Source organism: Micromonospora sp. PLK6-60 (assembly GCF_019890675.1).
Taxonomy (GTDB): domain Bacteria; phylum Actinomycetota; class Actinomycetes; order Mycobacteriales; family Micromonosporaceae; genus Micromonospora.
Map to the genome: position 1 here is coordinate 44,273 of NZ_JAIOAA010000022.1, position 22,817 is coordinate 67,089.

Annotated in this window: 20 protein-coding genes; 17 read left to right on the forward strand and 3 right to left on the reverse strand. The window is 69.1% G+C overall.

Annotation, left to right across the window (positions count from 1 at the left end; genetic code table 11):
- Positions 1–42: 42 nt before the first annotated feature.
- The 9 genes from K7640_RS27135 to K7640_RS27175 all read left to right on the forward strand — a co-directional run bounded on the left by K7640_RS27135 (position 43) and on the right by K7640_RS27175 (position 8,359).
- On the forward strand, positions 43–804 hold the full coding sequence (locus K7640_RS27135; protein WP_222957765.1) for a DeoR/GlpR family DNA-binding transcription regulator: 762 nt from the start codon (positions 43–45) through the stop codon (positions 802–804).
- Positions 801–1,709, forward strand: coding sequence for a 1-phosphofructokinase (gene pfkB / locus K7640_RS27140; protein ID WP_222957766.1), 909 nt, complete (start codon positions 801–803; stop codon positions 1,707–1,709). The genes K7640_RS27135 and pfkB (K7640_RS27140) overlap by 4 nt, the downstream gene beginning before the upstream one ends.
- 60 nt (positions 1,710–1,769) lie before the next feature.
- The gene (gene mtlA, locus K7640_RS27145) at positions 1,770–2,930 is read left to right on the forward strand and encodes a PTS mannitol transporter subunit IICB (RefSeq protein WP_222957767.1); all 1,161 of its coding nucleotides are present in this window, start codon (positions 1,770–1,772) and stop codon (positions 2,928–2,930) included.
- A 5-nt stretch (positions 2,931–2,935) separates the two neighbouring features.
- On the forward strand, positions 2,936–3,244 hold the full coding sequence (locus K7640_RS27150; RefSeq protein WP_222957794.1) for a PTS lactose transporter subunit IIB: 309 nt from the start codon (positions 2,936–2,938) through the stop codon (positions 3,242–3,244).
- Complete coding sequence (locus tag K7640_RS27155; protein ID WP_222957768.1) at positions 3,237–3,671, forward strand: PTS sugar transporter subunit IIA; 435 nt, start codon at positions 3,237–3,239, stop codon at positions 3,669–3,671. Before K7640_RS27150 ends, K7640_RS27155 begins: the two co-directional genes overlap by 8 nt.
- Positions 3,668–4,708, forward strand: a complete 1,041-nt coding sequence (locus K7640_RS27160) for a zinc-dependent dehydrogenase (RefSeq protein ID WP_222957769.1) — start codon at positions 3,668–3,670, stop codon at positions 4,706–4,708. Before K7640_RS27155 ends, K7640_RS27160 begins: the two co-directional genes overlap by 4 nt.
- Before the next feature lie 9 nt (positions 4,709–4,717).
- Complete coding sequence (locus tag K7640_RS27165; protein WP_222957770.1) at positions 4,718–4,993, forward strand: HPr family phosphocarrier protein; 276 nt, start codon at positions 4,718–4,720, stop codon at positions 4,991–4,993.
- A complete protein-coding gene (gene ptsP, locus K7640_RS27170) occupies positions 4,986–6,662 on the forward strand; it encodes a phosphoenolpyruvate--protein phosphotransferase (protein WP_222957771.1) in 1,677 nt (558 codons plus the stop codon). Before K7640_RS27165 ends, ptsP begins: the two co-directional genes overlap by 8 nt.
- A gap of 371 nt (positions 6,663–7,033) precedes the next feature.
- A complete protein-coding gene (locus K7640_RS27175) occupies positions 7,034–8,359 on the forward strand; it encodes a peptidase MA family metallohydrolase (protein WP_222957772.1) in 1,326 nt (441 codons plus the stop codon).
- Between the two features lie 271 nt (positions 8,360–8,630).
- Here the strand turns inward: K7640_RS27175 and pfkB (K7640_RS27180) are convergent, their stop codons facing one another.
- From pfkB (K7640_RS27180) to K7640_RS27190, 3 genes are all read right to left on the reverse strand, one after another.
- Positions 8,631–9,581: a 1-phosphofructokinase gene (gene pfkB / locus K7640_RS27180; RefSeq protein WP_222957773.1), complete on the reverse strand. Its 951-nt coding sequence runs from the start codon at positions 9,579–9,581 to the stop codon at positions 8,631–8,633.
- On the reverse strand, positions 9,578–10,387 hold the full coding sequence (locus tag K7640_RS27185; protein ID WP_308042769.1) for a DeoR/GlpR family DNA-binding transcription regulator: 810 nt from the start codon (positions 10,385–10,387) through the stop codon (positions 9,578–9,580). The genes pfkB (K7640_RS27180) and K7640_RS27185 overlap by 4 nt, the downstream gene beginning before the upstream one ends.
- A 284-nt stretch (positions 10,388–10,671) precedes the next feature.
- Positions 10,672–12,006, reverse strand: a complete 1,335-nt coding sequence (locus K7640_RS27190; protein WP_222957775.1) for an L-fuculokinase — start codon at positions 12,004–12,006, stop codon at positions 10,672–10,674.
- Between the two features lie 172 nt (positions 12,007–12,178).
- Here K7640_RS27190 and K7640_RS27195 point away from each other — a divergent pair, with 172 nt between their 5' ends.
- The 8 genes from K7640_RS27195 (at position 12,179) to K7640_RS27230 (ending at position 22,401) form a co-directional block, all read left to right on the forward strand.
- Positions 12,179–13,042 (forward strand): class II fructose-bisphosphate aldolase, encoded by an 864-nt coding sequence (locus K7640_RS27195; RefSeq protein WP_222957776.1) that lies wholly within the window; start codon positions 12,179–12,181, stop codon positions 13,040–13,042.
- 743 nt (positions 13,043–13,785) lie between these two features.
- Complete coding sequence (locus K7640_RS27200; RefSeq protein ID WP_222957777.1) at positions 13,786–14,790, forward strand: substrate-binding domain-containing protein; 1,005 nt, start codon at positions 13,786–13,788, stop codon at positions 14,788–14,790.
- 151 nt (positions 14,791–14,941) lie between these two features.
- A complete protein-coding gene (locus tag K7640_RS27205; protein ID WP_255610042.1) occupies positions 14,942–16,438 on the forward strand; it encodes a sugar ABC transporter ATP-binding protein in 1,497 nt (498 codons plus the stop codon).
- Positions 16,435–17,469, forward strand: a complete 1,035-nt coding sequence (locus tag K7640_RS27210; protein WP_222957779.1) for an ABC transporter permease — start codon at positions 16,435–16,437, stop codon at positions 17,467–17,469. The genes K7640_RS27205 and K7640_RS27210 overlap by 4 nt, the downstream gene beginning before the upstream one ends.
- 50 nt (positions 17,470–17,519) lie before the next feature.
- A complete protein-coding gene (locus tag K7640_RS27215; RefSeq protein ID WP_222957780.1) occupies positions 17,520–18,596 on the forward strand; it encodes an ABC transporter permease in 1,077 nt (358 codons plus the stop codon).
- 57 nt (positions 18,597–18,653) lie between these two features.
- The gene (locus K7640_RS27220; RefSeq protein WP_222957781.1) at positions 18,654–20,351 is read left to right on the forward strand and encodes a GMC family oxidoreductase; all 1,698 of its coding nucleotides are present in this window, start codon (positions 18,654–18,656) and stop codon (positions 20,349–20,351) included.
- Between the two features lie 19 nt (positions 20,352–20,370).
- Positions 20,371–21,072, forward strand: coding sequence for a gluconate 2-dehydrogenase subunit 3 family protein (locus K7640_RS27225; RefSeq protein ID WP_255610043.1), 702 nt, complete (start codon positions 20,371–20,373; stop codon positions 21,070–21,072).
- 243 nt (positions 21,073–21,315) lie between these two features.
- Positions 21,316–22,401, forward strand: coding sequence for a LacI family DNA-binding transcriptional regulator (locus K7640_RS27230; protein WP_222957782.1), 1,086 nt, complete (start codon positions 21,316–21,318; stop codon positions 22,399–22,401).
- The last annotated feature ends 416 nt before the right edge of the window (positions 22,402–22,817 follow it).

The window sequence follows — 22,817 nt, forward strand, 5'->3', positions numbered from 1 at the left end:
AAACAAAGCACAAGCAAAAAGAAACGGCGGTGAAACAACAAGATGTACGCCGAAGAACGACAGCAGGAGATCCTTCGCATCGCCCGGGATGTGGGCCGGGTCGAGGTGGCCGGCCTGGCCGACGGGCTCAACGTGACGTCGGAGACCATCCGCCGTGATCTCACCATCCTGGAGCGGGCCGGGGTGCTGCGTCGGGTTCACGGTGGAGCGATTCCGGTCGAACGGCTCGGGTTCGAGCCCGCGCTGGCGGCGCGGGACGCGGTGCTCATCGAGGAGAAGGAGCGCATCGCCAAGCTCGCCCTGAGCGAGGTGCCGGACGAGGGCGCGATCATCCTCGATGCCGGCACCACGACCGCCCGGCTGGCACAGCTTCTGCCGGTGGACCGGGAGTTGACCGTCGTGGTCAACTCGCCGGTCATCGCCACGACCCTCGGCACCTATGCCAACCTCAACGTCCTGCTGTTGGGCGGACGGGTCCGAGGAAAGACCCTGGCGACAGTCGACGACTGGGCGCTGAGGCCGTTGGCGGACCTCTACGTCGACGTCGCTTTCGTCGGGACCAACGGCATCTCGGTCGAGCGTGGATTGACCACTCCGGACCCGTCCGAGGCGGCGGTGAAGCGGGCGATGGTCGGTGCGGCCCGCCGTACGGTGGTGGTCGCCGATCACACCAAGCTCGGCAACGACTATCTGGCCCGGTTCGCTGAGCTGGCCGACGTCGATCTGCTCATCACGGACAGCCGTGCCGACGTCGATCTGGTCGGTGACCTGGAGTCCGCGGGTGTCCGGGTGGTACGCGCATGATCGTCACCGTCACCCTCAACCCCAGCCTCGACCGGGCCGTGGAGGTCGACTCCCTCACCCGGGGCGAGGTCATCCGGGCCGCCACCGCTCACCTCGACCCCGGCGGCAAGGGCGTCAACGTATCCCGTGCCCTGCTGGCCAACGGGGTGCCTTCGGTGGCGGTGTTGCCGTCCGGCGGTGACGAGGGCAACCAGCTCATCCGCCTACTCGAGGCCGAGGGTGTGGAGGTCCTCGCCGTGTCGATCTCCGGACGGACCCGTTCCAACATCACCCTGGCCGAGCCCGACGGCACGGTCACCAAGATCAACGAACCTGGCCCGGTCCTGTGCCGCGCCGAGTTCGACGAGGTGACCGACCGTGTGCTCGCCCGCGCCACCGGTGCCGACTGGGTCGTGCTGTGCGGCAGCGTCCCACCCGGCCTGCCCGCCGACGCGTACGCCCAGTTGTGCCGGAAGCTGCGCGCTGCCGGCGTCAGAGTCGCCGTCGACACCAGCGGTCCTGCGCTGCGCGAGGCCGCCCTGGCCGGGGCGACCCTGCTCAAACCCAACCGCGACGAACTGGCCGACGTGGTCGGCGCCCCGCTGAAGGACCTCGACGATGTGGTCGATGCCGCCCACACCCTGCGGGCCTGGGGAGCCGGCACCGTCGTGGCCAGCCTCGGCGCTGACGGCGCTGTCCTGGTCGACGCCGAAGGGGTCCGCACCGGCACCTGTCCGGTCGCCCGACCCCGTAGCACCGTCGGTGCCGGCGACGCGCTGCTCGCCGGGTTCCTCGCCGCGGGGGCGCAGGGTGCCGCCGCCCTCGCTGAGGGCCTGGCCTGGGGCGCCGCCGCGGTGAGCCTGCCCGGCAGCCGGATGCCCGGGCCGGCGGACCTGTTCCGCCACGACGTCACCATCCACACCTAGCCGGACGACCTTCTTCCCCCTGCGGCTGTCTGGACCGCCCCTCATGAAGGAGATGCCCCCGTGACCTCCTCTCCCTACACACCAGAAGTAAAGGGCCAGGGCCCCAAAGCCACCGTGCAACGCCTCGGCGGCTACCTGGCCGCGATGGTCATGCCCAACATCGGCGCGTTCATCGCCTGGGGCCTGATCACCGCACTGTTCATTCCGACCGGCTGGCTGCCCAACAAGACCCTGGCGGAACTGGTCGGCCCGATCATCAGCATCCTGCTACCGGTGCTCATCGGCTACACCGGCGGCCGGCTGGTCCACGGCCAGCGCGGGGCCGTCGTGGGCGCGGTGGCGACCATGGGCCTCGTCGTCGGCGCGGACGTGCCGATGATCCTCGGCGCGATGATCATTGGGCCGCTCACGGCCTATCTCCTCAAGCTGTTCGACGGCCTGGTGGAGAACAAGATCCGCCCCGGCTTCGAGATGCTCGTCGACAACTTCAGCGCCGGCATCATCGGCGCCGCGATGGCCATCGGCGGCGTCTACGGCATCGGCCCGGTGGTCGAATGGCTCACCAAGCAGGCCGGCGCGGGCGTCGACTGGCTCGTCGGCAAGGACCTGCTGCCGCTGACCTCGGTGCTCGTCGAACCCGCCAAGGTGCTCTTCCTCAACAACGCCATCAACCACGGCGTATTCGGCCCGCTGGGCATCGCCGAGGCCGCCGACAAGGGCAAGTCGATCCTGTTCATGATCGAGTCGAACCCCGGCCCCGGCCTCGGTCTGCTGCTCGCCTTCATGGTCTTCGGCCCGCGCGCGCTGCGCCCCAGCGCCCCGGCCGCGATCATCGTGCAGTTCTTCGGAGGCATCCACGAGATCTACTTCCCGTACGTGCTGATGAAGCCGAAGCTGATCCTCGCCATGATCGCCGGGGGTGCGGCCGGCGTCGGCACCTTCGTCATCACCGGTGCGGGCCTGGTCGCCACCCCCTCGCCGGGCAGCATCTTCGCCTACCTCGCGGTCACTCCCAAGGGCGGCCACTTCGGGGTCGTTCTCGGCGTCGTGATCGCCGCCGCCGTCACCTTCGCGGTCGCCTCGGCCCTGCTCGGCTTCGGTCGCGGCGAGCCCGCAGCGGACGCTGTCGGCCCGGACGAGGAGAGGGCTGTCGGCCCAGCCGAGGAAAGGGTCGTCGACCCCGACGAGACCCTCGACAAGTCGGCGAAGCAGGAGGTGTGAAGCAGATGCCCACCATCAACGGCACCGAGATCAAGAAGGTAGTCGTCGCCTGCGACGCCGGCATGGGCAGCAGCGTGATGCTGGCCAGCCAACTTCGACGGCAACTGGCGAAGAGCGCGGTGACAGTCGAGCACACACCGGTCAACTCGATCCCGGCGGACGCCGACGTGGTCATCTGCCACCAGGGGCTCGCCTCGCGAGCCAGGGTCAGCGCGCCCGACAAGGTGATCGTGCCGATCCAGGTGTTCCTCGGCGACCCGGCCGTCACCAGAGTCGTGCACGCGGTGCAGCGTGGCGGTGAGCTGAGTGGCTGAACTGCTGGCCCGTGACGCGATCCGGCTCGACGAGCGGGCCGGATCGCGAGACGAGGCGATCAGCCGCTGCGGCGCGGTACTCGTCGAGGTCGGCGCGGTCGCCCCGGCGTACGTGGACGCGATGCTCGCCCGCGAGCGGAGCGTCTCCACGTACATCGGGGAGGGCGTCGCCATCCCGCACGGCACGCTGAACAGCAAGGAGTCGGTCCAGCGCGACGCCCTCGCGGTGCTGCGCTTCCCGGACGGCGTCGACTGGGACGGCTTCGACGTGCGGGTCTGCGTCGCCATCGCCGCGGCCGGCGACGGGCACGTGGACATCCTGGCCCAACTCGCCTCGGTGCTGATGGACCCGGCGCAGGCGCAGCGGCTACGAGAGTCGACGAGCGCCGATGACGTGATCGCTATCCTCGAAGGGAACCCCTCGTGAAGGTTGTCCGATTCCACGCACCCGGTGACGTCCGCATCGAGGACGCGCCCGAGCCCACGCCGGGCCCCGCCGACGTGAAGATCCGCGTCCGCGCATGCTCCACCTGCGGCACCGACGTGAAGATCTCCCGCTTCGGCCACCACCACATCGCCCCGCCGCGCGTCATGGGCCACGAGATCGCCGGCGAGATCACCGAAGTCGGTGCCGACGTTCCCGGCTGGCGGCCGGGGGACCGGGTCCAGGTCATCGCCGCGATTCCCTGCGGTACGTGCGCCGAGTGCCGGCGCGGCCGGATGACCGTCTGCCCCAACCAGGTGTCGATGGGATACCACTTCGACGGCGGGTTCGCCGAGTACCTGGTCGTGCCGCACAACGTCCTCGTCGTTGACGGGCTCAACCGGATCCCCGACGGACTCAGCTTCGCCGAGGCGTCCGTCGCCGAACCCCTCGCCTGCGTCCTCAACGGCCAGAACCTCGCCGGTGTGGGGGAGGGCGACGACGTGGTCGTCGTGGGTGCCGGGCCGATCGGCTGCCTGCATGTCCGCCTGGCCCGGGCGCGCGGCGCGGCCCGGGTGTTCCTCGTCGACCTCAACCGCGAACGCCTCGATCTGGCCGCCAACCTGGTCCAGCCGGACGCGGCGATCTGCGGCGCCGAGACCGACGTCGTCGACGCGGTGCTCAAGGTCACCGAGGGGCGCGGTGCCGACGTCGTCATCACCGCCACGGCTGCCGGCGCCGCCCAGGAGCAGGCGGTGCAGATGTCCGCGCGGCAGGGCCGGATCAGCTTCTTCGGCGGCCTGCCGAAGGACAAGCCGGTCATCTCCCTGGACTCCAACCTCGTGCACTACCGCGAACTGACCATCGTCGGTGCCAACGGCTCCAGCCCCGAGCACAACAAGGAAGCGCTGCGACTCATCGCCAACGGCGCCGTCCCGGTCGCCGACCTCATCACCCACCGCCTGCCGCTCGACCGCGCCCTCGACGCCTTCGGCATCGTGGCGCGCGGCGAAGCGATCAAGGTGACGATCGAGCCGTAGGAGGATCCGTTGCCCACCCGAACAGTCCTCGTCGGCTCCGCCAGCGGGCTGCACGCCCGCCCGGCGGCGCTGTTCGTCGCCGAAGCGGCGAAGCAGCCGATGCTGGTCACCATCCGCACCGGAGACAAGAAACCCGTGCCGGCCCGCAGCATGCTCGCCGTGCTGTCGCTCGGCGCCAAGAAAGGCACCGAGGTCACCCTGGAGGCCGACGGCGACGGCGCACAGGACGCCGTCGACACCCTGGCTGACCTCCTCGAACGTGATCTGGACGCCGCCGATGCGTGAACTTCGGGGGATCGGGGCCAGCCCCGGTGCTGCGGCGGGGCCGGTATACCGGCTGGCCCCGCCTCCGGCCCTGCCGCCGTTGGCGCAGACCTTTGATCCCGGGGCCGAGAAGGCGGCCGTGCGGGCCGCCGTCCTCGCCGTCGCCGCCGACCTGGCCCGTCGCGCCGACACCGCCCGGGACGCGACCGCCGCCGAGGTCCTGCGCGCTCAGGTGATGATGGTGCAGGACGAGACGCTCATCGACGCGGCCGACGTTGCCATCGACGGCGGTGCGGACGCGCCGCACGCGATCACCGACGTGCTCGCCGTGCATCGGGCCGCCTTCGAAGCCGCGGGCGGGTACCTCGCCGAGCGGGTCAGCGACCTGGACGACCTGCGGGACCGCCTCGTCGCCGCGTGCCTGGGGCTGCCGATGCCGGGCGTGCCCAACCCCGGCCACCCGTACCTGCTCATCGCCCGTGACCTGGCGCCCGCCGACACCGCCGGCCTCGAAACGGCCCTGGTGCTGGGTCTGGTCACGGCCGAGGGCGGCCCGACCAGCCACACCGCGATCCTGGCCCGGACACTCGGCATCCCGGCCGTGGTCCGCTGCGCGGGCATCCTGGACGTGACCGACGGCGCGCTGGCCACTCTCGACGGCGCGAGCGGCGTCGTGGTGGCCGGCGTCTCCACCGAGACGGTGACCACTGTCAACGCGGCCCGACTCGCGGAGATCGAACGCCGCGCCCGCTCCCAGGGCCCGGGGCGGACCGCAGACGGCCATCCCATCGCGCTCCTGGCCAACATCGGCTCCGCCCGCGACCTCACCGGCGAGGTGGAAGGCGTCGGCCTGTTCCGCACCGAGCTGCTCTACCTCGACCGCAACGACCCGCCGTCGCACGAAGAGCAGGTTGCCGCGTATCGCGACGTCTTCGCCGCGCTGCCCGGCCGCAAGATCGTCGTGCGTACCCTCGACGCCGGCGCCGACAAGCCGCTGCCGTTCCTGCGTCTGGCCGATGAACCCAACCCGGCGCTGGGCGTCCGCGGTCTGCGGGTCGCGCGGCAGACGCCCGCCGTGCTCACCACGCAGCTGGCCGCGATCGCGACGGCGGCTGCGGCGGCGGACGCCGACGTGTGGGTGATGGCGCCGATGGTCGCCACGGCGGCGGAGGCGGCCGCGTTCACCGAGTCCTGCCGCGAGCACGGCCTGCCAACCGCCGGCGTGATGATCGAGGTGCCGGCCGCGGCCCTGCGTGCCAGCCAGATGCTGTGCCACGCGGACTTCCTCAGCATCGGCACCAACGACCTGAGCCAGTACACGTTCGCCGCTGACCGCATGTGCGGCGACCTCGCCGACCTGCTCGACCCGTGGCAGCCCGCGCTGATCGCGCTCCTCGCCTCCTGCGCGGCGGCCGGCGTCGAGGTGGGCAAGCCAGTTGGTGTGTGTGGAGAGTCCGCCGCGGATCCCGATTTCGCCCTGGTATTGGCAGGCCTGGGCATCACCAGCCTGTCCATGGCACCCCGCAGCATCCCGGCGGTGCGGGAGTCCCTGGCCGCGCACACCCTGGACGAGTGCCGCCAGATCGCCGAGGCCGCCCTCGCTGCCCCCAGCCCGGCGGCAGCCCGGGCGGCGGCACCCGCTGCATCGCGCCAACTCCCGCTGGGCGGCGGCACCGGATCGCCTCGGTGATTGGGCTCGCCGACGCGAGACCGGCGTGCGGCGTCCATTTCGGAGTGCTGGCCATCGGCCATCTGCGGCGCCGGACGGGGCAGATTTCGGAAGCGGCAGTGGCCATAATGGCTCCGAATTGATCGCGGGGGCGATGGTCGCGGCTGGTCCCTGCGGTGCGACGGACTCGAGCGAGGATTCCACCCATGACCGAGGGACCCCCTTCCGGCTACGCCGTTCCGCCTCCGGTGGGTCATCCCGCACCCGGTCCATACGGACCTCCGCCCCAGGCGGCGCCATCCGGGTTGTACGGCCCACCCGGGACACCTCCGCCGGGCGCCCAGCCGACGGCTAGGAAGTCGCAGCGCAGACTGTGGATCATCCTCGGCTCGGTGGTGACTGTCCTCCTGCTCCTCACGGTCACGGTGGTCGTGGCCCAGGATTACCTGGCGGAGCAGCAGGCCAAGCGGGACGCCAAGTATGCCGCCGCGGAGGAGGCGCTCAATCCCATCAAGCAGCAGGAGGTCGACGCGCTGCTGGCGGGGCAGACCAAGGCGCTCAAGGACCGCGACGAGAAGGCGTTTCTCGCGACGTTCGATCCGGCGTACGCGAAGCTGGTGAACCAGCAGCGGTCCCTGTTCCGCAACCTGGTCAAGGTGCCGTTCGCCGAGGCCACCTTCAAGCGGCTCGGCGGCGGGTCGGCCGTCAAGCCGCTCGGCACCGGGGCGAGCTTCACCCAGCGGGTGGCGTTCGTACACAAGATCGACGGATTCGACCTGCACCCGGTGGACGAGCAGTACGACTGGACGATCGCCCGAACCGAGAAGGGCGCCCCGCTCAAGGTCACCGCGGTCAAGGGGAACACCTCCGACTGGGGAGCCGCCACCTACTACCCCGCCCCCTGGGACAAGTGGCGCGACATCCACGTCGAGCGCACCGAGCACACGCTGTTCATCGTGAACGCGTCGCTGAAGTCGCAGGCGCGGCGGTACGCCCCGCAGGCCGAGCGGGCCGCAGCGGCGAACCTCGACGCGTGGCGAGCCGGTGGGGTGTCCGGCGAAATCCCCCAGGGTTTCGTCATCTCTCTGGTGAAGGGCAAGAAGGACCTGGGTTCGCTCTACCGGGTGGCCAAGGAGCCGCCACCGGAGGCGGGATTCTCCTGGGGAGTCCCCCGTTACCAGGACATCGACGCGTCGACGGACGAGAAAGCACCCGATACCGGGGGCAGCCGCGTGGTCATCGACCTCGCCAGCCCCTTCTTCCGCCCGAGCGAGCGCAGCGGGCCTGGGGAGATCTTCCGGCACGAGCTCGCCCACTCGCTGGTCACCGCGCTCGCCGCCCAACAGCCGGATTCCGTCGTGCCCCGGGAATCATGGGTGGTCGAGGGCTTCGCCGAATACCTGGGCAATGAGCGGAAGCCGTGGACGGCCAGCCCTCGCACGGCGTCGGCCAAGCAGTCCCTGCGATCCGGTTATTCGGTCTCGCTGAAGCCGGAGTTCAACATGGCGAACGGTGAGAGTGCCAACCTCTCCTACTGGTGCGGTCATTCGGCGATCGGCTACATCGTCGAGAAGTACGGCGAGCGGAAGGCGTTCGAGGTGGTCGCCGCGCACTATCGGGGCAAGGAACTCAAGGACGCGCTGCCGGACGTGCTCGGCGTCTCGTACCCGGACTTCACCACCAGCTGGGAGGCGTACGTCATGGCCAAGATCCGCTGAGTCACCGTCCGGACGGACGGCGGCGACCGGCTGCACACCTCACCGGTCGCCGCCGCCCGTCGTACGTTCGCGCTCCGCCCTCTCGAGCTGATCGGGTGTGAGTCGGCTGGGCCCGATCCCGAACAGGCCACCACGGCGAGGCGCCGTCGAAGGTGACCTGCGGGTCCGAAAGGGCCCCCGCCCGGCTGGGTGTAGGCGCTGCCTGTGTTGGTGGGGACCGCGACGGGGTGAGCCGACCAGCCCGGCCGACGGTGAGGATGACATACTCGTGTCATCCTCCCTGCATGACCGGCTCGGCCAGGCGACGGCTACGCGAGACGTTCTCGTTGATCCTGACCGTGCAGTCGGCATCGGTGACCGAGAAGAGTGTTCCTTCGTGCTGGACCGCGGCGGCCGCCCAGGCCATCGCGACCTGTAGGGCGTCGCGCCCACTGCCGCCAGCGGACAGGAAGCCGGCCAGCAACGCATCGCCGGCGCCAACGGCGCTGACGACCTTTGCCACGGTTGCCTCCGCGTGCAAGGCGCCCTGGTCGTTGAGCAGCACGGCTCCGTCGGGGCCGAGGCTGGCCAGCACGGCGCGTGCGCCCTGCGCGCGTAGCAACTCGGCGGCGTCGACGACGTCTCCGATCGTGTGCAGGTTGCGCCCGCTGACCTCGGCCAGTTCGTGGGCGTTGGGCTTGACGAGGTCGGGACCGGCGGCAAGGGCCGCGCGTAGGGCGGGACCGGAACTGTCGATGGCGGTGCGGACGCCGTTGCGGTGTGCGTCGGTGGTGAGCCGGGCGTAGAGGTCCGTGGGGACGCCGGCTGGGAGGCTGCCGCATGCGGCCAGCCATGTCGCGTCGTGCGTGTGCTTGAGCGCGGCGGCGACCAGCGTCTCGATCTCCGCGGCGTTGAGCGCGGGGCCGCGCTCGTTGACCTTCGTGACAGTGCCGTCCGGCTCGACGAGGCTGATGTTGCTGCGGACCGCGCCGGTGATCGGGACGGTGTGGTGTGCGACGTCGGCGGCGCGCAGCATCTCGCTGAGTTGCATGCCGGTCGAGCCGCCCACCGGCAGCACGGCGATGACCTCATGGCCGTGTGCGCGCAGGGCCAGCGCCACGTTGACGCCCTTGCCGCTGGGCTCGTTGCGGCTGCGGCCGCTGCGGATGACGGTGCCGCGCGGGAGCGAGTCGATGAAGACGGTCCGGTCGACGCTGGGATTCGGTGTGAGAGTGATGATCATGTCAGCTCCACCTCCAAGCCAGCGGCCTGGAGCGCTTTCAGGTCGGGATCGGGCAGGCCCGTGTCGGTGATGAGCAGGTCAATGTCGGACAGCTCGGCGTGTTTGCAGAGACTTACGCCGCCGACCTTGCTGTGGTCGGCGAGCAGGATGCGCCGGCGGGCGCTGGCGAGCATGAGCCGCTTGACGGCGGCCTCGGCCGGGTCGGGGGTGGTCAGCCCCCGTTGCACGGAGATGGCGTTGGCGCCCAGGAACGCAACATCGACGTTGATCTCGGCCAGCGCGCGGGCGGCCCAGTCGTCCACCTCGGCCAGAGTCAGCGGGCGGACCCGCCCGCCGAGGGTGACGACCGTGAGCAGTGGCCGGTCGATCAGGGCCAGTGCGATGGGAAGGGTGTTGGTGTAGACGGTCAGTTCCCGGTCTGACGGGAACATCTCGGCTAGCCGTGCGGTGGTCGACCCGGCGTCGATCAGGACCGCGCCCGCCGCGGGCAGGTGCGCCAGCGCCGCGGCGGCGATGCGCGTCTTCTCCTCGGAGTAGTAGGTGCGGGTGACAACGGCCGGTTCGTACGACAGTTGGCCGACCGGGACGGCGCCGCCGTGCACGCGGCGCAGCAACCCTTGCCGTTCCAGGCCGACCAGGTCCTTGCGGACTGTCTCCTTGGTGACGTTCAGCCGGGCCGAGATTTCGGCCGCGTCGATCCGTCCCGCCAAGCGCAGCTCCGTCATGATCGCTTGCTTGCGTTCTGCCGAGTACGGTGCGCGGCGGGCCGGGCTCGAGTTGTCGGGTGGGTTCCCCGCGGAGGTCACGAGAAGCTCCGTGCTCCGGAGTTGGTCAGCGCGTGACCGGACACGCCGGGATCGGCGGCGCGATGGCGGGATGGTCGATGACCGGGCATGTCCCCATGGGCGGCGTGACGATCGGCACCGCGAACGGTCCCGGCGCGCCGCAACGCCCCGTCAGCGGGGCCGTACGTCGTACTCATGGCATCTGCTCCTCTGTCATCGCCGCTGACCGCCACCGCACTGCGCCGCGCGCCGCCTTCTCGTGATGACGCCCGGGCGCGAACCGCGCGTGTGGATGGCGGGGGTACTCAGTCGAGCGCCGGAAATTCGGCGGGATTGTCGTAGAGACCGGCGGCCAGTCCCGCGAAAAGCGCGGCACCGCGGGCGCCGGCCTCGTCGACCGCGGGGCTGCGTAGCTGGCCGAGAACCCGTCGCTTCACCTCCAGCAGCGCCTGACTGCGCGCCCAACCGCCGGTCACCACCAGTGTGTGGTGGTCGCCGACCACCGCCGACATCGACGAGTGCACATACGCGGCCTGTGCGGTGACCGCCTCGAGCGCGGCACGCCACAGGTGTGCCGGAGACATACCGCTGCCGACACCCGATATGGTCAACACGTCCTCGTCGACTCCGCTGATTGTCATCTGCGGCTCGTCGCGCGCCAGCGCCTCGCGGTCGAGGTCGGGCAAGTCCTGGGACGTCCGCCCGAGCAGCGTCAGGATCCGCTGCAGGGCCAACCCGCCCTGGGTGCCGCCCAGCAAGCACCACCGATCGGCCAGCACGTGCCAGCCCGTGGTGATCCCGGCGCTGGCCAGCTTCTCGACGGCCGCGGCGTCGAGCCCGATGGGCACGGTCCGGATCAGTGCCTCCGCCGTACCGCACGAGTCCAGCTCGTCTCCGGGCCCCGAAGCGCCGACGCCGACGGTGGCCGCCTGGTGGTCGTGGCCGACCACGGTCAGGACCGCGCCGGTCAGGCGGGGGAGTCCGGTCTCGGCGGTGATGCGACCGAGCGGGGTGCCGGCCGTGACGAGCTCGGGCATCAGGGCCCGCGTCGCTCCCGACCAGTCGAGCGCGTCGGACCACCAGGTGCGCGTGCTCAACTCGAGCCAGCCGGTGCGTGAAGCCAGTGACTGCTCCGCCGACTCCTCGCCGCCGAGTCCGCGTACCACCCACTCGGCGATATTGAGCCGGCGGGTGGCGTCGCGGAGCTGCGGATGATGGTTGAGCAGCCACCTGTGCTTGGTCAGCGACCACTGTCCGCGCAGCGGCAGGCCGGTGTGCCGGGCGAACGGGCCGGCGCCCACGGTCGTCCCGAGGTCGTCGACCTCGGCCCGGTCGCGGGTGTCGTGCCACGCGATGACCGGACCCAGCGGCGCGCCCCGGCCGTCCAGCAGCACGCCGGACTCGCCCATACTGGTCACCCCGACCGCCACCACGGTGCCGTCCGGCGCTTCGGCCAGGGCGTTCGCCAGAGCCTCGCGGGCCGAGTCGAGTACGGCGGTCGGGTCCATCTCGGCGCCGTGCGCGGTAGTGGTCCACGGCGTCACGGAGCGGCCCTGAGCGACTGGCTGGCCGGCCGCGGTGAACACCACCGCCTTGCTGCTGGTGGTGCCGACGTCCAAGCCGACGAGCATCGGGATCATGACGTCTCCTCGACTTGTGAACGATTGCGCCGTTGCGTTTCGATGGATAGCGTTGCGTTTCGTTGGAATTCTGTCAAGAGCGCGACGGGCCGAGTCCTGGACCCCGGATGTTGTCGTCCGCGCTTTGTCATCCCACGCCGGTCACGTCCGGCCATCATCCCGGAGGCAGCAGATGCCGCTAGTCGCCACCCAGGTCATCATCGATGAAGCCCGCACCCGGCGGATCGGAGTGGGCGCGTTCAACGTCATCACCCTCGAACATGCCGAGGGCATCGTGACCGGCGCGGAGCAGGCCGGCACGCCGGTGATCCTGCAGATCAGCGAGAACGCGGTGAAGTTCCACCGCGGTCAACTCGCGCCGATTGCCGCGGCCGCGGCGGCGGTCGCCGCACAGGCCGCGGTGCCGGTGTCCCTGCATCTCGACCACGTCGAGAACACGGCATTGCTGCACCAGGCGGCCGACGCGGGGTTCAGTTCCGTCATGTTCGACGCATCCCACCTCGACTACGACGCCAACGTCGGCGCGACGCGAGCCGCTGCCGACTGGGCCCACGAGCGTGGTCTGCACCTGGAAGCGGAGCTGGGCAAGGTGGGCGGCAAGGACGGGGCGCACGCACCTGGTGTCCGCACCGATCCGGGCGAGGCCGCCGCGTTCGTCGCCGCTACCGGCGTGGACTCTCTCGCTGTCGCGGTCGGCAGTTCGCACGCGATGACCACCCGCACCGCCCGACTCGACCATGAGCTGGTCGCCCAGCTCCGCGACGCCGTCCCGGTGCCGCTGGTACTGCACGGCTCGTCCGGTGCTGCCGATCAGGAGCTGCGCAGTGCGGTGGCCGCCGGCATCGTGAAGGTGAACATCGGGACGATCCTGAACGTGGTCTTCACCGGGGCGGTGCGGGAGACGCTGACGGAGCCGAAGCTGGTGGACCCCCGCAAGTACCTCGCGCCGGCGCGCATCCAGATCTCCGCAGTCGTTCAGCAGATGTTGTCCCTGCTCAACGACGTGGACAGCACGTTGGCGCAGAGTCGCCCCTGACTGTCGGGCCCCCGAGCAGGGGCGGCGACGGGGCGCCGGATCCGTGATCCGTCGGCCCTTGACATGTTTCACGCGCGTGTCTAGGTTCTAACCACCTTGTGACATCGATTACCCTACGCCTCACGATGACGAGGTCGGAATGCCCCGGACCAGGCGAACCAGCCGGTCCGGAACGGTCGGCCGCTGATCCGCGGTCCGACCAGCTCGCCGAGCCGTCACGATGTCCGGGACCGTTCCAGGGCCGCCAAGCCGCGCGCCCTGCGGATCGGTGCCGGGCGGCCACCGTCGTCAGACGTGTGCCCCGTGGTGACCAGGGCGGGAAGATCATGAGCTTCCCGCTCGGGTGACCCCTTTATTGACCCTGACGCTGTGTCGCTTCGCGGATTCGTGGCGGACGAAGCCACTGTGGAGCCCAAGGTTGGAAGAGAGTTGACATGCGGGTTAACGCTCCCTAGCTTATTCGCAGCTGTGACATCGATTACCTCGCCGGTGTTCGAACACAGCCACCCACGCGGCATCCGTGCAGCAGAAACCGGACCGACGCCGGTCGAAAAGCCCTCCGCGGCCTATCCCGGTGACGGACCCAGCAGGCTTTCGCCGCCGCACCTCCCGGCTCGACCGGGGCGCTCGCGCGGCGCACATCAACGGCCGGCAGGTCATTCCTGCACCAAGCGGTACCTCGGAATTGAAAGGGACGTACGCATATGCGAGTTTTCAACGCGAAGGCGACGCGACGCGCGTCTTTGGCCCTCGTCGCGGCCGCCGCCTTGCTCGTGGGGGCCTGCGCCTCCGGGACGAAGGCGGGCGGCGGCTCCGACAAGGAGATCACGATCGGCTGGTCGGTGGCCTACTTCGACCACCCCGTCTATCAGTTGATGATGGAAGGGATCAAAGAGGAAGCCGCCAAGCAGGGCGTGAAGGTCATCCTCGCGGACGGCAAGAACGACCCGGCCATCCAGACGCAGCAGATCAACAACTTCCTGGCGCAGAAGGTCGACGGGATCATCCTGACGCCCGCGGTCTCCGACCCGATGATTCCCGCGGTGAAGAAGGTCAACGCGGCGAAGGTGCCGTTCGCGATCGTCGACCGGCGCATGGAGACCAAGGGCTCCGGTATCAAGTGGGACTTCCTGGTCAGCTGGGACATGGTCAAGTCCGGCACCGTCGGCGGCGAGCAGGTGGTCAAGGCGCTGAACGGCAAGGGCAAGATCGCGGTCGTCGAGGGCACCGCGGGGGCCGGCTCCACGGTCGACCGAGGTGGTGCGTTCTACAAGGTGATCGCCCAGAACCCGGGCATCGAGGTGGTCTACAAGGCGGACGGCAACTTCACCCGCAGTGGTGGTCAGCAGGTGACCGAAGCCATCCTCCAGCGCTTCCCCGAGGGTCAACTCGACGCCATCTACTACATGGCCGACGAGATGCTGTTCGGCGGCATCCAGGCGATCAAGAACACCGGCCGTCGGGACGGGCTCAAGATCATCAGCTGTGACGGTGACAAGAACGCCTTGGACCTGCTGCGCAAGGGTGACATCGACTACGACGGCATCTTCTTCCCCAAGGACGAAGGCGTCATCGGCACCCGGCTGATGGCCCAGCAGCTCAAGGGCGAGAAGCCCGACTTCGCGAACCAGGAGTTCGAGGGCCGCAAGGCCGCTCTCGTCGAGTACGAGGGTATGCCGTGGGTGAAGCCGGACTTCTTCGGCGTCGACCCCAGCAACATGAAGGACCCGATGTTTGTCGGCTGGTAATAGACCGGTTCTTCGTAGCGGAATCTGCCCTTTCCACTCACCGCCGACCCGCGGTGAGTGGAAAGGGCCCCTTACCGGCCGATCGCTAACGGGAGTACGAGAAAGGGGGCGTGCCATGGTCGCTTCATCGACTTCACAGCCCCTCCTGCGTATGGAGGGCATAACCAAGTCGTTCGGCAACGTCCAGGTGCTCCACGGCGTCGACCTCTCAGTCGGACGCGGCGAGGTACTGGGGCTGCTGGGCGAGAACGGCGCCGGCAAGTCGACGCTGCTGAACATCCTCAACGGGGTGATCGAGCGCGACGCCGGCTCGATCCACATCGACGGCGAGCCGGCCGAGTTCGCCGGGCCGAAGCAGGCGCAGGACGCGGGCCTGGCGTTCATCCACCAGGAACTGAGTGTCCTGCCGTACCTCACCGTCGCCGAGAACGTCTTCCTCGGGCGGCTGCCCCGGCGTAGGGGCGCACCCTGGCTGGTCGACTGGGCGGCCTGCTACAAGCAGGCCGGGGAGATCCTCGAACGGCTCGCGGTGAAGATCGATCCGCGTACGATCGTCGGCCGCCTCGGTACGGCCGAGCAGGAACTGGTCGAGATCGCCAAGGCGCTCTCGATGAACGCCCGGATCATCACCATGGACGAGCCGACCGCATCGCTCACCGAGGCGGAGATCGAGCGGCTGTTCACCCTGATGCGGGCGTTGAAGGCCGACGGCGTCTCGGTCGTCTACGTCTCGCACCGGCTGCACGAGGTCGCCGAGATCTGCGATCGGGCCACCATCCTGCGCGACGGCAAGATCGTGAGCACCGTCGACGCCAGGACGACCTCCTCCCACTCGCTCGCCACGATGATGGTGGGGCGGGAGCTCTCCGAGCTCTTCCCGAAGACCGAGCACGAGCGCGGGCGCGAGACGCTCCGCGTATCGGGCCTGTCGACCGTGAAGCTCAACGACGTCAGCCTAGCCGCCCACCAGGGCGAGATTCTCGGCATCGCGGGCCTCGTCGGCTCCGGCCGGACCGAGTTGGCCCGGGCGATCTTCGGCGCCGACTCGATCACCGCCGGCGAGATCTTCGTCAACGGCGAGAAGGTCACGGTCGACTCGCCGGGCGCCGCCATCCGGCACGGCATCGGCCTGGTGCCCGAGGACCGCAAGCTCCAGGGGGCGGTCCTGTCGATGAGCAACGCGCACAACATCAGCCTCGCCCGCATGTCGAAGGTGAGCCGGTTCGGCCAGCTCAACCGGGGCGGTGAGAAGCAGGAGGCGAAGCGGCTGATTCAGGACCTGCAGGTCTACCCACCCCGTGCCGAGCAGGAGACCGGCCGCCTGAGCGGCGGTAACCAGCAGAAGGTGGTGCTGGCGAAGTGGCTGTTCGCGGGCTCCAGGATTCTCATCGTGGACGAGCCCACCCGCGGCGTCGACGTCGGTGCCCGGGCCGCCATCCACGGCCTGCTCAACGAGCTCGCCGGGGAGGGCGCGACGATCATCATGATCTCGTCTGACCTTCCCGAGGTGATGGGCATGAGCGACCGCATCCTCGTCATGCACGAGGGGCGGATCGCCGGCGAGCTCGCGCGGAAGGACTTCAGCGAGGAGGCGATCGTGATGTACGCCTCGGGGCTCGAGCCAACGAAAGAAGGGTCGAAGGCGTGACTTCCACCGCGCAGATGGACCGCCAGGTTGTCGAAGCGCCGAAGCGCGGCCTGGCTCGACTGAACATCCAGGTGGAGAACATCGCCAGCGGCGTCGTGCTGGTGGGTCTGGTGATCGCCCTCAGCCTGGTCTCGCCGGCGTTCCTGTCGTTCTCCAACTTCCTCGATATCGCCCGGGTGGTGGCCATCACCGGCATCATCGCCGCGGGCATGACCCTCGTGATCATCACCGGCGGCATCGACCTGTCGGTCGGCTCCACCGTCGGCCTGGTCGGGGCGGTCACCGCGTCGCTGGTGGCCAACTCCGCCAGCAACTCAGAGTTCGTCACCGCCTTCAAGCTGCCGGTGCCGCTCGCCGTCCTCGTCGGACTCGCCGTCGGCAGCCTGATCGGCTTCGTCAACGGTCTGATCATCACCAAGACGAAGATCGAGCCGTTCATGGCGACCCTGGGTTCGATGATTTTCGTCAAGGGTCTGCTGTACCTGTTCACCGGCGGGTACCCGGTCAACTTCCAGCCCATGCCGGACGACTTCGCGTTCATCGGGCAGGGCGCACTGCTCGGGATCCCGACGCCGGTCTGGCTGTTCGCGGTCGTCGTCGTCGCGCTGTGGTGGATCTCCCGGCGCACGACGGTCGGCCGCGCGATCTACGCCATCGGCGGCAACCCGGAAGCGGCCCGGCTCAGCGGCCTGAAGGTCGAGCGGACGAAGATCATGGTGTACACCCTGCTGGGTTTCCTCGCCGGCCTGGCCGGGATCATCCTGACGTCGCGGCTCGCCAGCGCCACCACGGTCAACGGCACGGGGTTCGAGCTGATCGCGATCTCCGGGGTCGTGATCGGCGGGACCAGCCTGGTGGGTGGTCGGGGCTCGGTCGTCGGCAGCCTCATCGGTGTCTTCACCGTCGGCGTGATCCAGAACGCGCTCAACCTGTTCGGGGCCTCGACGCAGGTTCAGTACGTCGTCACTGGGCTGGTTCTGCTGCTGGCGATCAGCCTCGACGGGATCGCCCGGCGCCGGAGGCGGACATGAGGAGATCGAGGCCGCACCGGTTGCCCCGCGCAGAAGACAGGAACAGGTAGATGTCGTCGTTGCTAGCACGGACTCCAGGGCGTCAACGTGAATCGGGCACGGCCGGGATCCGCCGCCTGCCGCTGCAGGGACAGCAGTTGGCGCTGGTGGTCCTGATCGTCCTACTGGCGGCGGTGTTCACCAGCCAGTCGCCGGAGTTCCTGTCCGCCGGCAGCGTCGAGAACCTGCTGCGCGGCGCGTCGATGTTCGGCATCGTCGGGCTGGGCTTGACGATCGTCATCATCAGCACCGGGTCCATCGGCGGTATCGACCTGTCGGTCGGATCGATGATGGCGCTCGGCGGCGCGATCGGCGCCGGGCTGCTCGGCACCGCCTTCACGGCCGCCAACCCGGTCAAGCTCCCGGCCGCCCTCTCGGTGTTGATCGCCCTGGTGGTGACGGGGCTGCTCGGCGCGCTCAGCGGGCTGCTGATCTCACTGCTGAAGCTCGCGCCGTTCGCGGTCACGCTGGGCATGATGAGCGTGGCGCGTGGCCTCACCTACGTGATGATCGCGTGGGCGATCGGCAGTTCGAACACGGCGGGGATCACGTTCTCCGACCCGCTGTTCGACTGGTTCGGCCTCACCAACTACGGCCCGGTCCCGGCCATCACGGTTCTCTTCCTCGTCCTCGCCGCGCTGATCGCGTTCGTGCTCAAGGCGACCGCCTTCGGCCGCAGCCTGTTCGTCCTCGGCGGGAACGCCGAGAACGCGCGGCTGGCGGGAATCAACGTGCGCCGCACGATCGTGATCGTGTTCGCGATCAGCGGGTTGTTGGCGGGTCTCGGCGGCCTGATCCTGACCGGTCGCCTGTCGTCGGCCTCGCCGCTGGCGGCGACCGGCTACGAGCTCGAGGTCATCATGGTCGCCGTCATCGGTGGCACCAGTCTGGCCGGCGGCCGGGGCTCGATCCTCGGCACCGTCCTGGCCGCGATCCTGGTCAGTGAGATCAACACCGGCCTGGACATGATGAACGTTCCATCGTTCAACCAGTACCTGATCAAGGGCACGATCCTGGTGCTCGCTGTGGTCCTGGACAAGGTGTACCAGGCCCGCAGCTCGCGGAAGTTGGCGGTACAGAGCGCCTGAGATGGCCAGCGGGCCGGGGCGGATGCCCCGACCCGCCCCGGTGGAGAGGTCAGCGGCATGGAGTACGCAAAGAAACCCGACCCGGTTGATGTCGTTGTCGTCGGCATGGGCGCGTCCGGGGGCACCGCCGCGAAGGTGCTGTGCGAGGCCGGATTGAACGTGGTCGGCCTGGAGCGGGGGCCGTGGCTGCGGTCGCGCGAGCACTTCTCCGGTGACGAGGTCAAGTTTCTCAACCGCACCTACCTGTGGTCGGATCCGAGGGTCAACCCCCGCACCGTGCGGACGGACGAGAACGAGACGGCCGTGCCGACGCCGTTCTCGATGGTGCCGCAGATGGTCGGCGGCGGCACGGTCCACTGGGCCGGCTGGCTGCCGCGCCCCCGCCCGTCGGACTTCATGATGCGCAGCCTGCACGGTGACATCGAGGGGGCCAGCCTCGCTGACTGGCCGATCACCTACGACGACCTCGAGCCGTATCTGTCCAAGGTGGAGTGGGCCTTCGGCTGCGCGGGCCTGGACGGCGCGGACGCGCACGAGCCGTACCGCAGTACGCCGTACCCCACGCCGCCAGTGCCCCCGACCCCGGCCGCCAAGCGTTTCTACGAGGCGTGCAAGAAGCTGGGCATCAACGCGATGCCGATCCCGCAGGCGCTGGTCAGCCAGCCGTACCGAGGGCGTACGCCGTCCAACTGGACCAGCTTTTGGAACGGGTACGGCGACCCGAGTGGGATGCGCTCGTCGACGCTGGACACGTTCGTGCCGGAGGCGCTCGCGACCGGCAACCTCGACCTGCGGTCGGAGTGCTACGTGCGCGAGGTGACGGTCCGGCCCGACGGTCGCGCCCGTGGTGTCGTCTACATCGACGCCCTCGGCCGGGAAGTCGAGCAGGACGCCAAACTGGTCCTGCTCTGCCTCGGCGCGGTCGAGTCGGCACGCCTGATGCTCATGTCGAGGTCACGGCAGTTTCCCGACGGCCTCGCCAACGGCAGCGGGCAGGTCGGGCGCAACGCCACCTTCCATGAGTACCTGTTCGCGGTCGGTCTCTTCAACGACGAGCAGCCGCTGTACGGGTTCCCCGGCAACTACATCAGTGGCGGCTCCTTCCAGTTCTACGAGACCGACTACGACCGTGGGCACATCGGCGGCGCGCTGATCGGCGCGTCACACGTCGGCCAGCCGGTCAACTGGAACTTCCCTGGCCGGCCGGCGTGGGGCAGCGCCGCCAAGGACGCCGACCGCGACTTCTACAACCATGCGATGAAGATCGGCCACACCCTGCATGACCTTCCGGTGGCGTCGAACCGGGTCGACCTCGACCCCGACGTCAAGGACGCGTGGGGCCTGCCGGCGGCCCGGATCACCCACAAGGCGCACCCTAACGACATTGCCCTGGCGAAATGGCAGGTCGACAAGAACGTCGAGATCCTCGAGGCGGCTGGCGCCTGGAAGACGATCCCGGTGTACCTCGAGCGGGGCCGGGCCAGTGGCAACACCTGTCACCAGCACGGGACCGTGCGGATGGGCACGGATCCCGCCAACACTGTTCTCAATGAGTGGTGCCAGGCGCACGACGTCGACAATCTCTACGTTCTCGACGGCGCGGCCTTCCCGACCGCGACCGGCGTGAACCCGACCCTGACCATCATGGCCAACGCGTGGCGGTGCGCCGACTACATCGCCCAGACGCACGCCAAGGGCCGGCGGGAGCGATTGCCGCAGGCTCGGCGTGGGCCGCAGCAGGTGGCAGCGAGCTGAGGAGGAGACAATGACATCGATGGCCGATTGGCCGACCGTCCTCGCCCCCGTGGATCCTGACGCGGTGGACCGGCTCTTTTTCACGGACCACGAGTGGGACACCATCGAGGCCGCGACCGCACGGATCATCCCCACGGATCACGATCCGGGCGCGCGCGAAGCGCACGTCGTCCGGTTCATCGACCGCTTTCTGTCCGGTATAGATTATGTGTACGCCGCCGCGGACGGCAGCGGATTCCTGCGGATGAGCGGGAAACTGGCCGACGCCTGGCGGGGCCGGATCGCCGACATGCAGGAGACCTACCGCCGGGGCGTGCGCGAGCTCGACGCCATCGCCAGGCAGAGTTTCGGGCCGGACTTCGTATCCCTCTCCGACGACCAGCAGGACATCATCCTGGAGCGAATCTCCGGCGCTCCGAAGCCGGCGCCGGTGGCGCGCGACGCCGACGGCGCGAGTCCCACGGTTCAGGTGTACGCGTTCGACGACGGGTTGTCGTTCTTCGACGCCCTGGTGGCGCACACCCGGCAGGGCTTCTACGGTGATCCGGTCTACGGCGGTAACCGCGGCCGGGTCGGCTGGACGGTGATCGGGTTCCCGGGTCCCGAGTCGCTCAAGGACACCATGGACGGCACCTACAGCTTGCGCGACTACTACCTGCGGGACCACGACTGGTCGGAGCTCATTCCGCAGCTGCGGCAGACGGGCGGCGCGGCAACGTGACAACGACAGACCGTGATGTCGTTCGGCGTTCCGCATGCCCGCCCGGCGGCCTAGAATTCAGAGCGGTAGCCACGTGAGGAGCGGCCGAGTCCGTCCACGCCGGCTTGCTCGGATGAGCGCCCTGACCTCGATATTCCCGCCTCGAGAAAACGAGAGGACGACGAGCAGGTTGATCAACCCTGATTCCGGCGATGGGGTGGCCCTGGCGGCGTCGCCGCGGCGACGAGAATGCGATGGACTGTCATGACGAAGAAGGTCGTGCGGCTCAGCGATGTCGCCCTGGCCGCCGGCACCAGCGCGAAGACGGCCTCGCGGGTGATCAACGGGGATCCACGGGTGTCCGTGGAGACGCGACAGCGCGTCGAGGAGGCGGTGGTGCGGCTGGGTTACCGCGTCGACCTGCTCGCCAGGTCGCTGCGCCGCGGTGTGGACGACACGATCGGCGTCATCGTCGAGTCGATCGCTGACCCGTTCTTCGCCGCCGTCATCAGCGAGATCGAGCTCGCGGCGCTACGTCGCGGTCTGAACGTGATCGTCGCGAGCAACCGGCGGCTGCCGAACCGTGAGGCGACGATCGTCGACACCCTCCAGCAGCGGCGCGTCGCGGGGCTGATCATCACGCCGCACACGGCGGACCTGTCGTACCTCGCGGCCACCAGCACGCCCGTGGTCTTCGTCGATCGCCATCCCAAGAACTTTCCGGCGGATGTCGTCGTCTTCGACGACCGCGGCGGCGCGCGTACCGCGGTACGTCACCTGATCCGCCACGGCCACGAGCGGATCGCGTTCGTCAGTGACGATCTGGAGATCGAGACCTCCCGCAACCGGTACGCCGGTTACGTGGACGCCCTCACCGAGTCCGGACTTCCCGTCGTCGGGGAGATCGTCGCCACGGACTGCGCCGAGGCACGCGCCGCCAGGGCGCGCACCAGCCAGTTCCTCGACCTCGACGAGCCGCCGACCGCGATCTTCAGCGCCCGTTCCGAGACGTCCCTGGGCGTGGTCAAGGTCCTGCACGACAGGGCCCGCACCGACATCGCGGTGGTGTCCTTCGGGGACTTCGCGCTGGCCGATGTCCTCTCGCCGGCGATCACCGTCTTGGAGCACTCGCCCGAGCTGCTCGGCACACTGGCCGTGGAGCGGCTCTTCGCCCGGCTGGACGGGACGTGCGGCGATCCGGTCAAGACCGTCATTCCGCTGCGTCTGGTGACCCGCGGGTCGGGCGAGATCGTCGCGCCCAGCAAGCCGGCACTGGTGGACGTCGTTCCACCGATCGATGATCCCTTCGCCCTCCGGGTGGCGCCCCGCGCGGGCAATTCGAGGCGTTGACCGCAGAACACATGAACGGCGGCCTCGTCGAGACGTGTCTGCCCGGCGTCGAGCAGGAAGGAAAATTCGCCAGCCACCAGGCACTCGTACTTGTCGGCCGACCACGGGTAGAGACGGTGTCGAGGACCCGAACCGGCGCGACCGAGGGACTTTTTCCGCTGATCCTGAGGCTCCGTGAGCAGGTGCTTTGCGGCGGATGTCGCATGCCCTTTTTCGGTACTGATCCTTATAAGTGGGCTTTTTTCTGCGCTTGACAGTCATAAAGGGACTGCTTACGGTTGTCTTAGCCGTGACATCGATTACCTAGCTCTCGGATGGACCTGATGACGACGTTCAGGGGCGTCATCTGTGGCTCGTCTTCAGCCCCGACCAGGGCTCCGCATTCCGATCGCGGTGCCGGTCACCTGCACAAGCGA

What these genes read in the sequence shown, in the direction of transcription:
- K7640_RS27135 (WP_222957765.1), top strand. Translation starts at nt 43, where the DNA reads ATGTACGCCGAAGAACGACAGCAGGAGATCCTTCGCATCGCCCGGGAT.
- pfkB (WP_222957766.1), top strand. Translation starts at nt 801, where the DNA reads ATGATCGTCACCGTCACCCTCAACCCCAGCCTCGACCGGGCCGTGGAG.
- K7640_RS27150 (WP_222957794.1), top strand. Translation starts at nt 2,936, where the DNA reads ATGCCCACCATCAACGGCACCGAGATCAAGAAGGTAGTCGTCGCCTGC.
- ptsP (WP_222957771.1), top strand. Translation starts at nt 4,986, where the DNA reads ATGCGTGAACTTCGGGGGATCGGGGCCAGCCCCGGTGCTGCGGCGGGG.
- pfkB (WP_222957773.1), bottom strand. Translation starts at nt 9,581, where the DNA reads ATGATCATCACTCTCACACCGAATCCCAGCGTCGACCGGACCGTCTTC.
- K7640_RS27190 (WP_222957775.1), bottom strand. Translation starts at nt 12,006, where the DNA reads ATGATCCCGATGCTCGTCGGCTTGGACGTCGGCACCACCAGCAGCAAG.
- K7640_RS27195 (WP_222957776.1), top strand. Translation starts at nt 12,179, where the DNA reads ATGCCGCTAGTCGCCACCCAGGTCATCATCGATGAAGCCCGCACCCGG.
- K7640_RS27205 (WP_255610042.1), top strand. Translation starts at nt 14,942, where the DNA reads ATGGAGGGCATAACCAAGTCGTTCGGCAACGTCCAGGTGCTCCACGGC.
- K7640_RS27215 (WP_222957780.1), top strand. Translation starts at nt 17,520, where the DNA reads ATGTCGTCGTTGCTAGCACGGACTCCAGGGCGTCAACGTGAATCGGGC.
- K7640_RS27220 (WP_222957781.1), top strand. Translation starts at nt 18,654, where the DNA reads ATGGAGTACGCAAAGAAACCCGACCCGGTTGATGTCGTTGTCGTCGGC.
- K7640_RS27225 (WP_255610043.1), top strand. Translation starts at nt 20,371, where the DNA reads ATGGCCGATTGGCCGACCGTCCTCGCCCCCGTGGATCCTGACGCGGTG.
- K7640_RS27230 (WP_222957782.1), top strand. Translation starts at nt 21,316, where the DNA reads ATGACGAAGAAGGTCGTGCGGCTCAGCGATGTCGCCCTGGCCGCCGGC.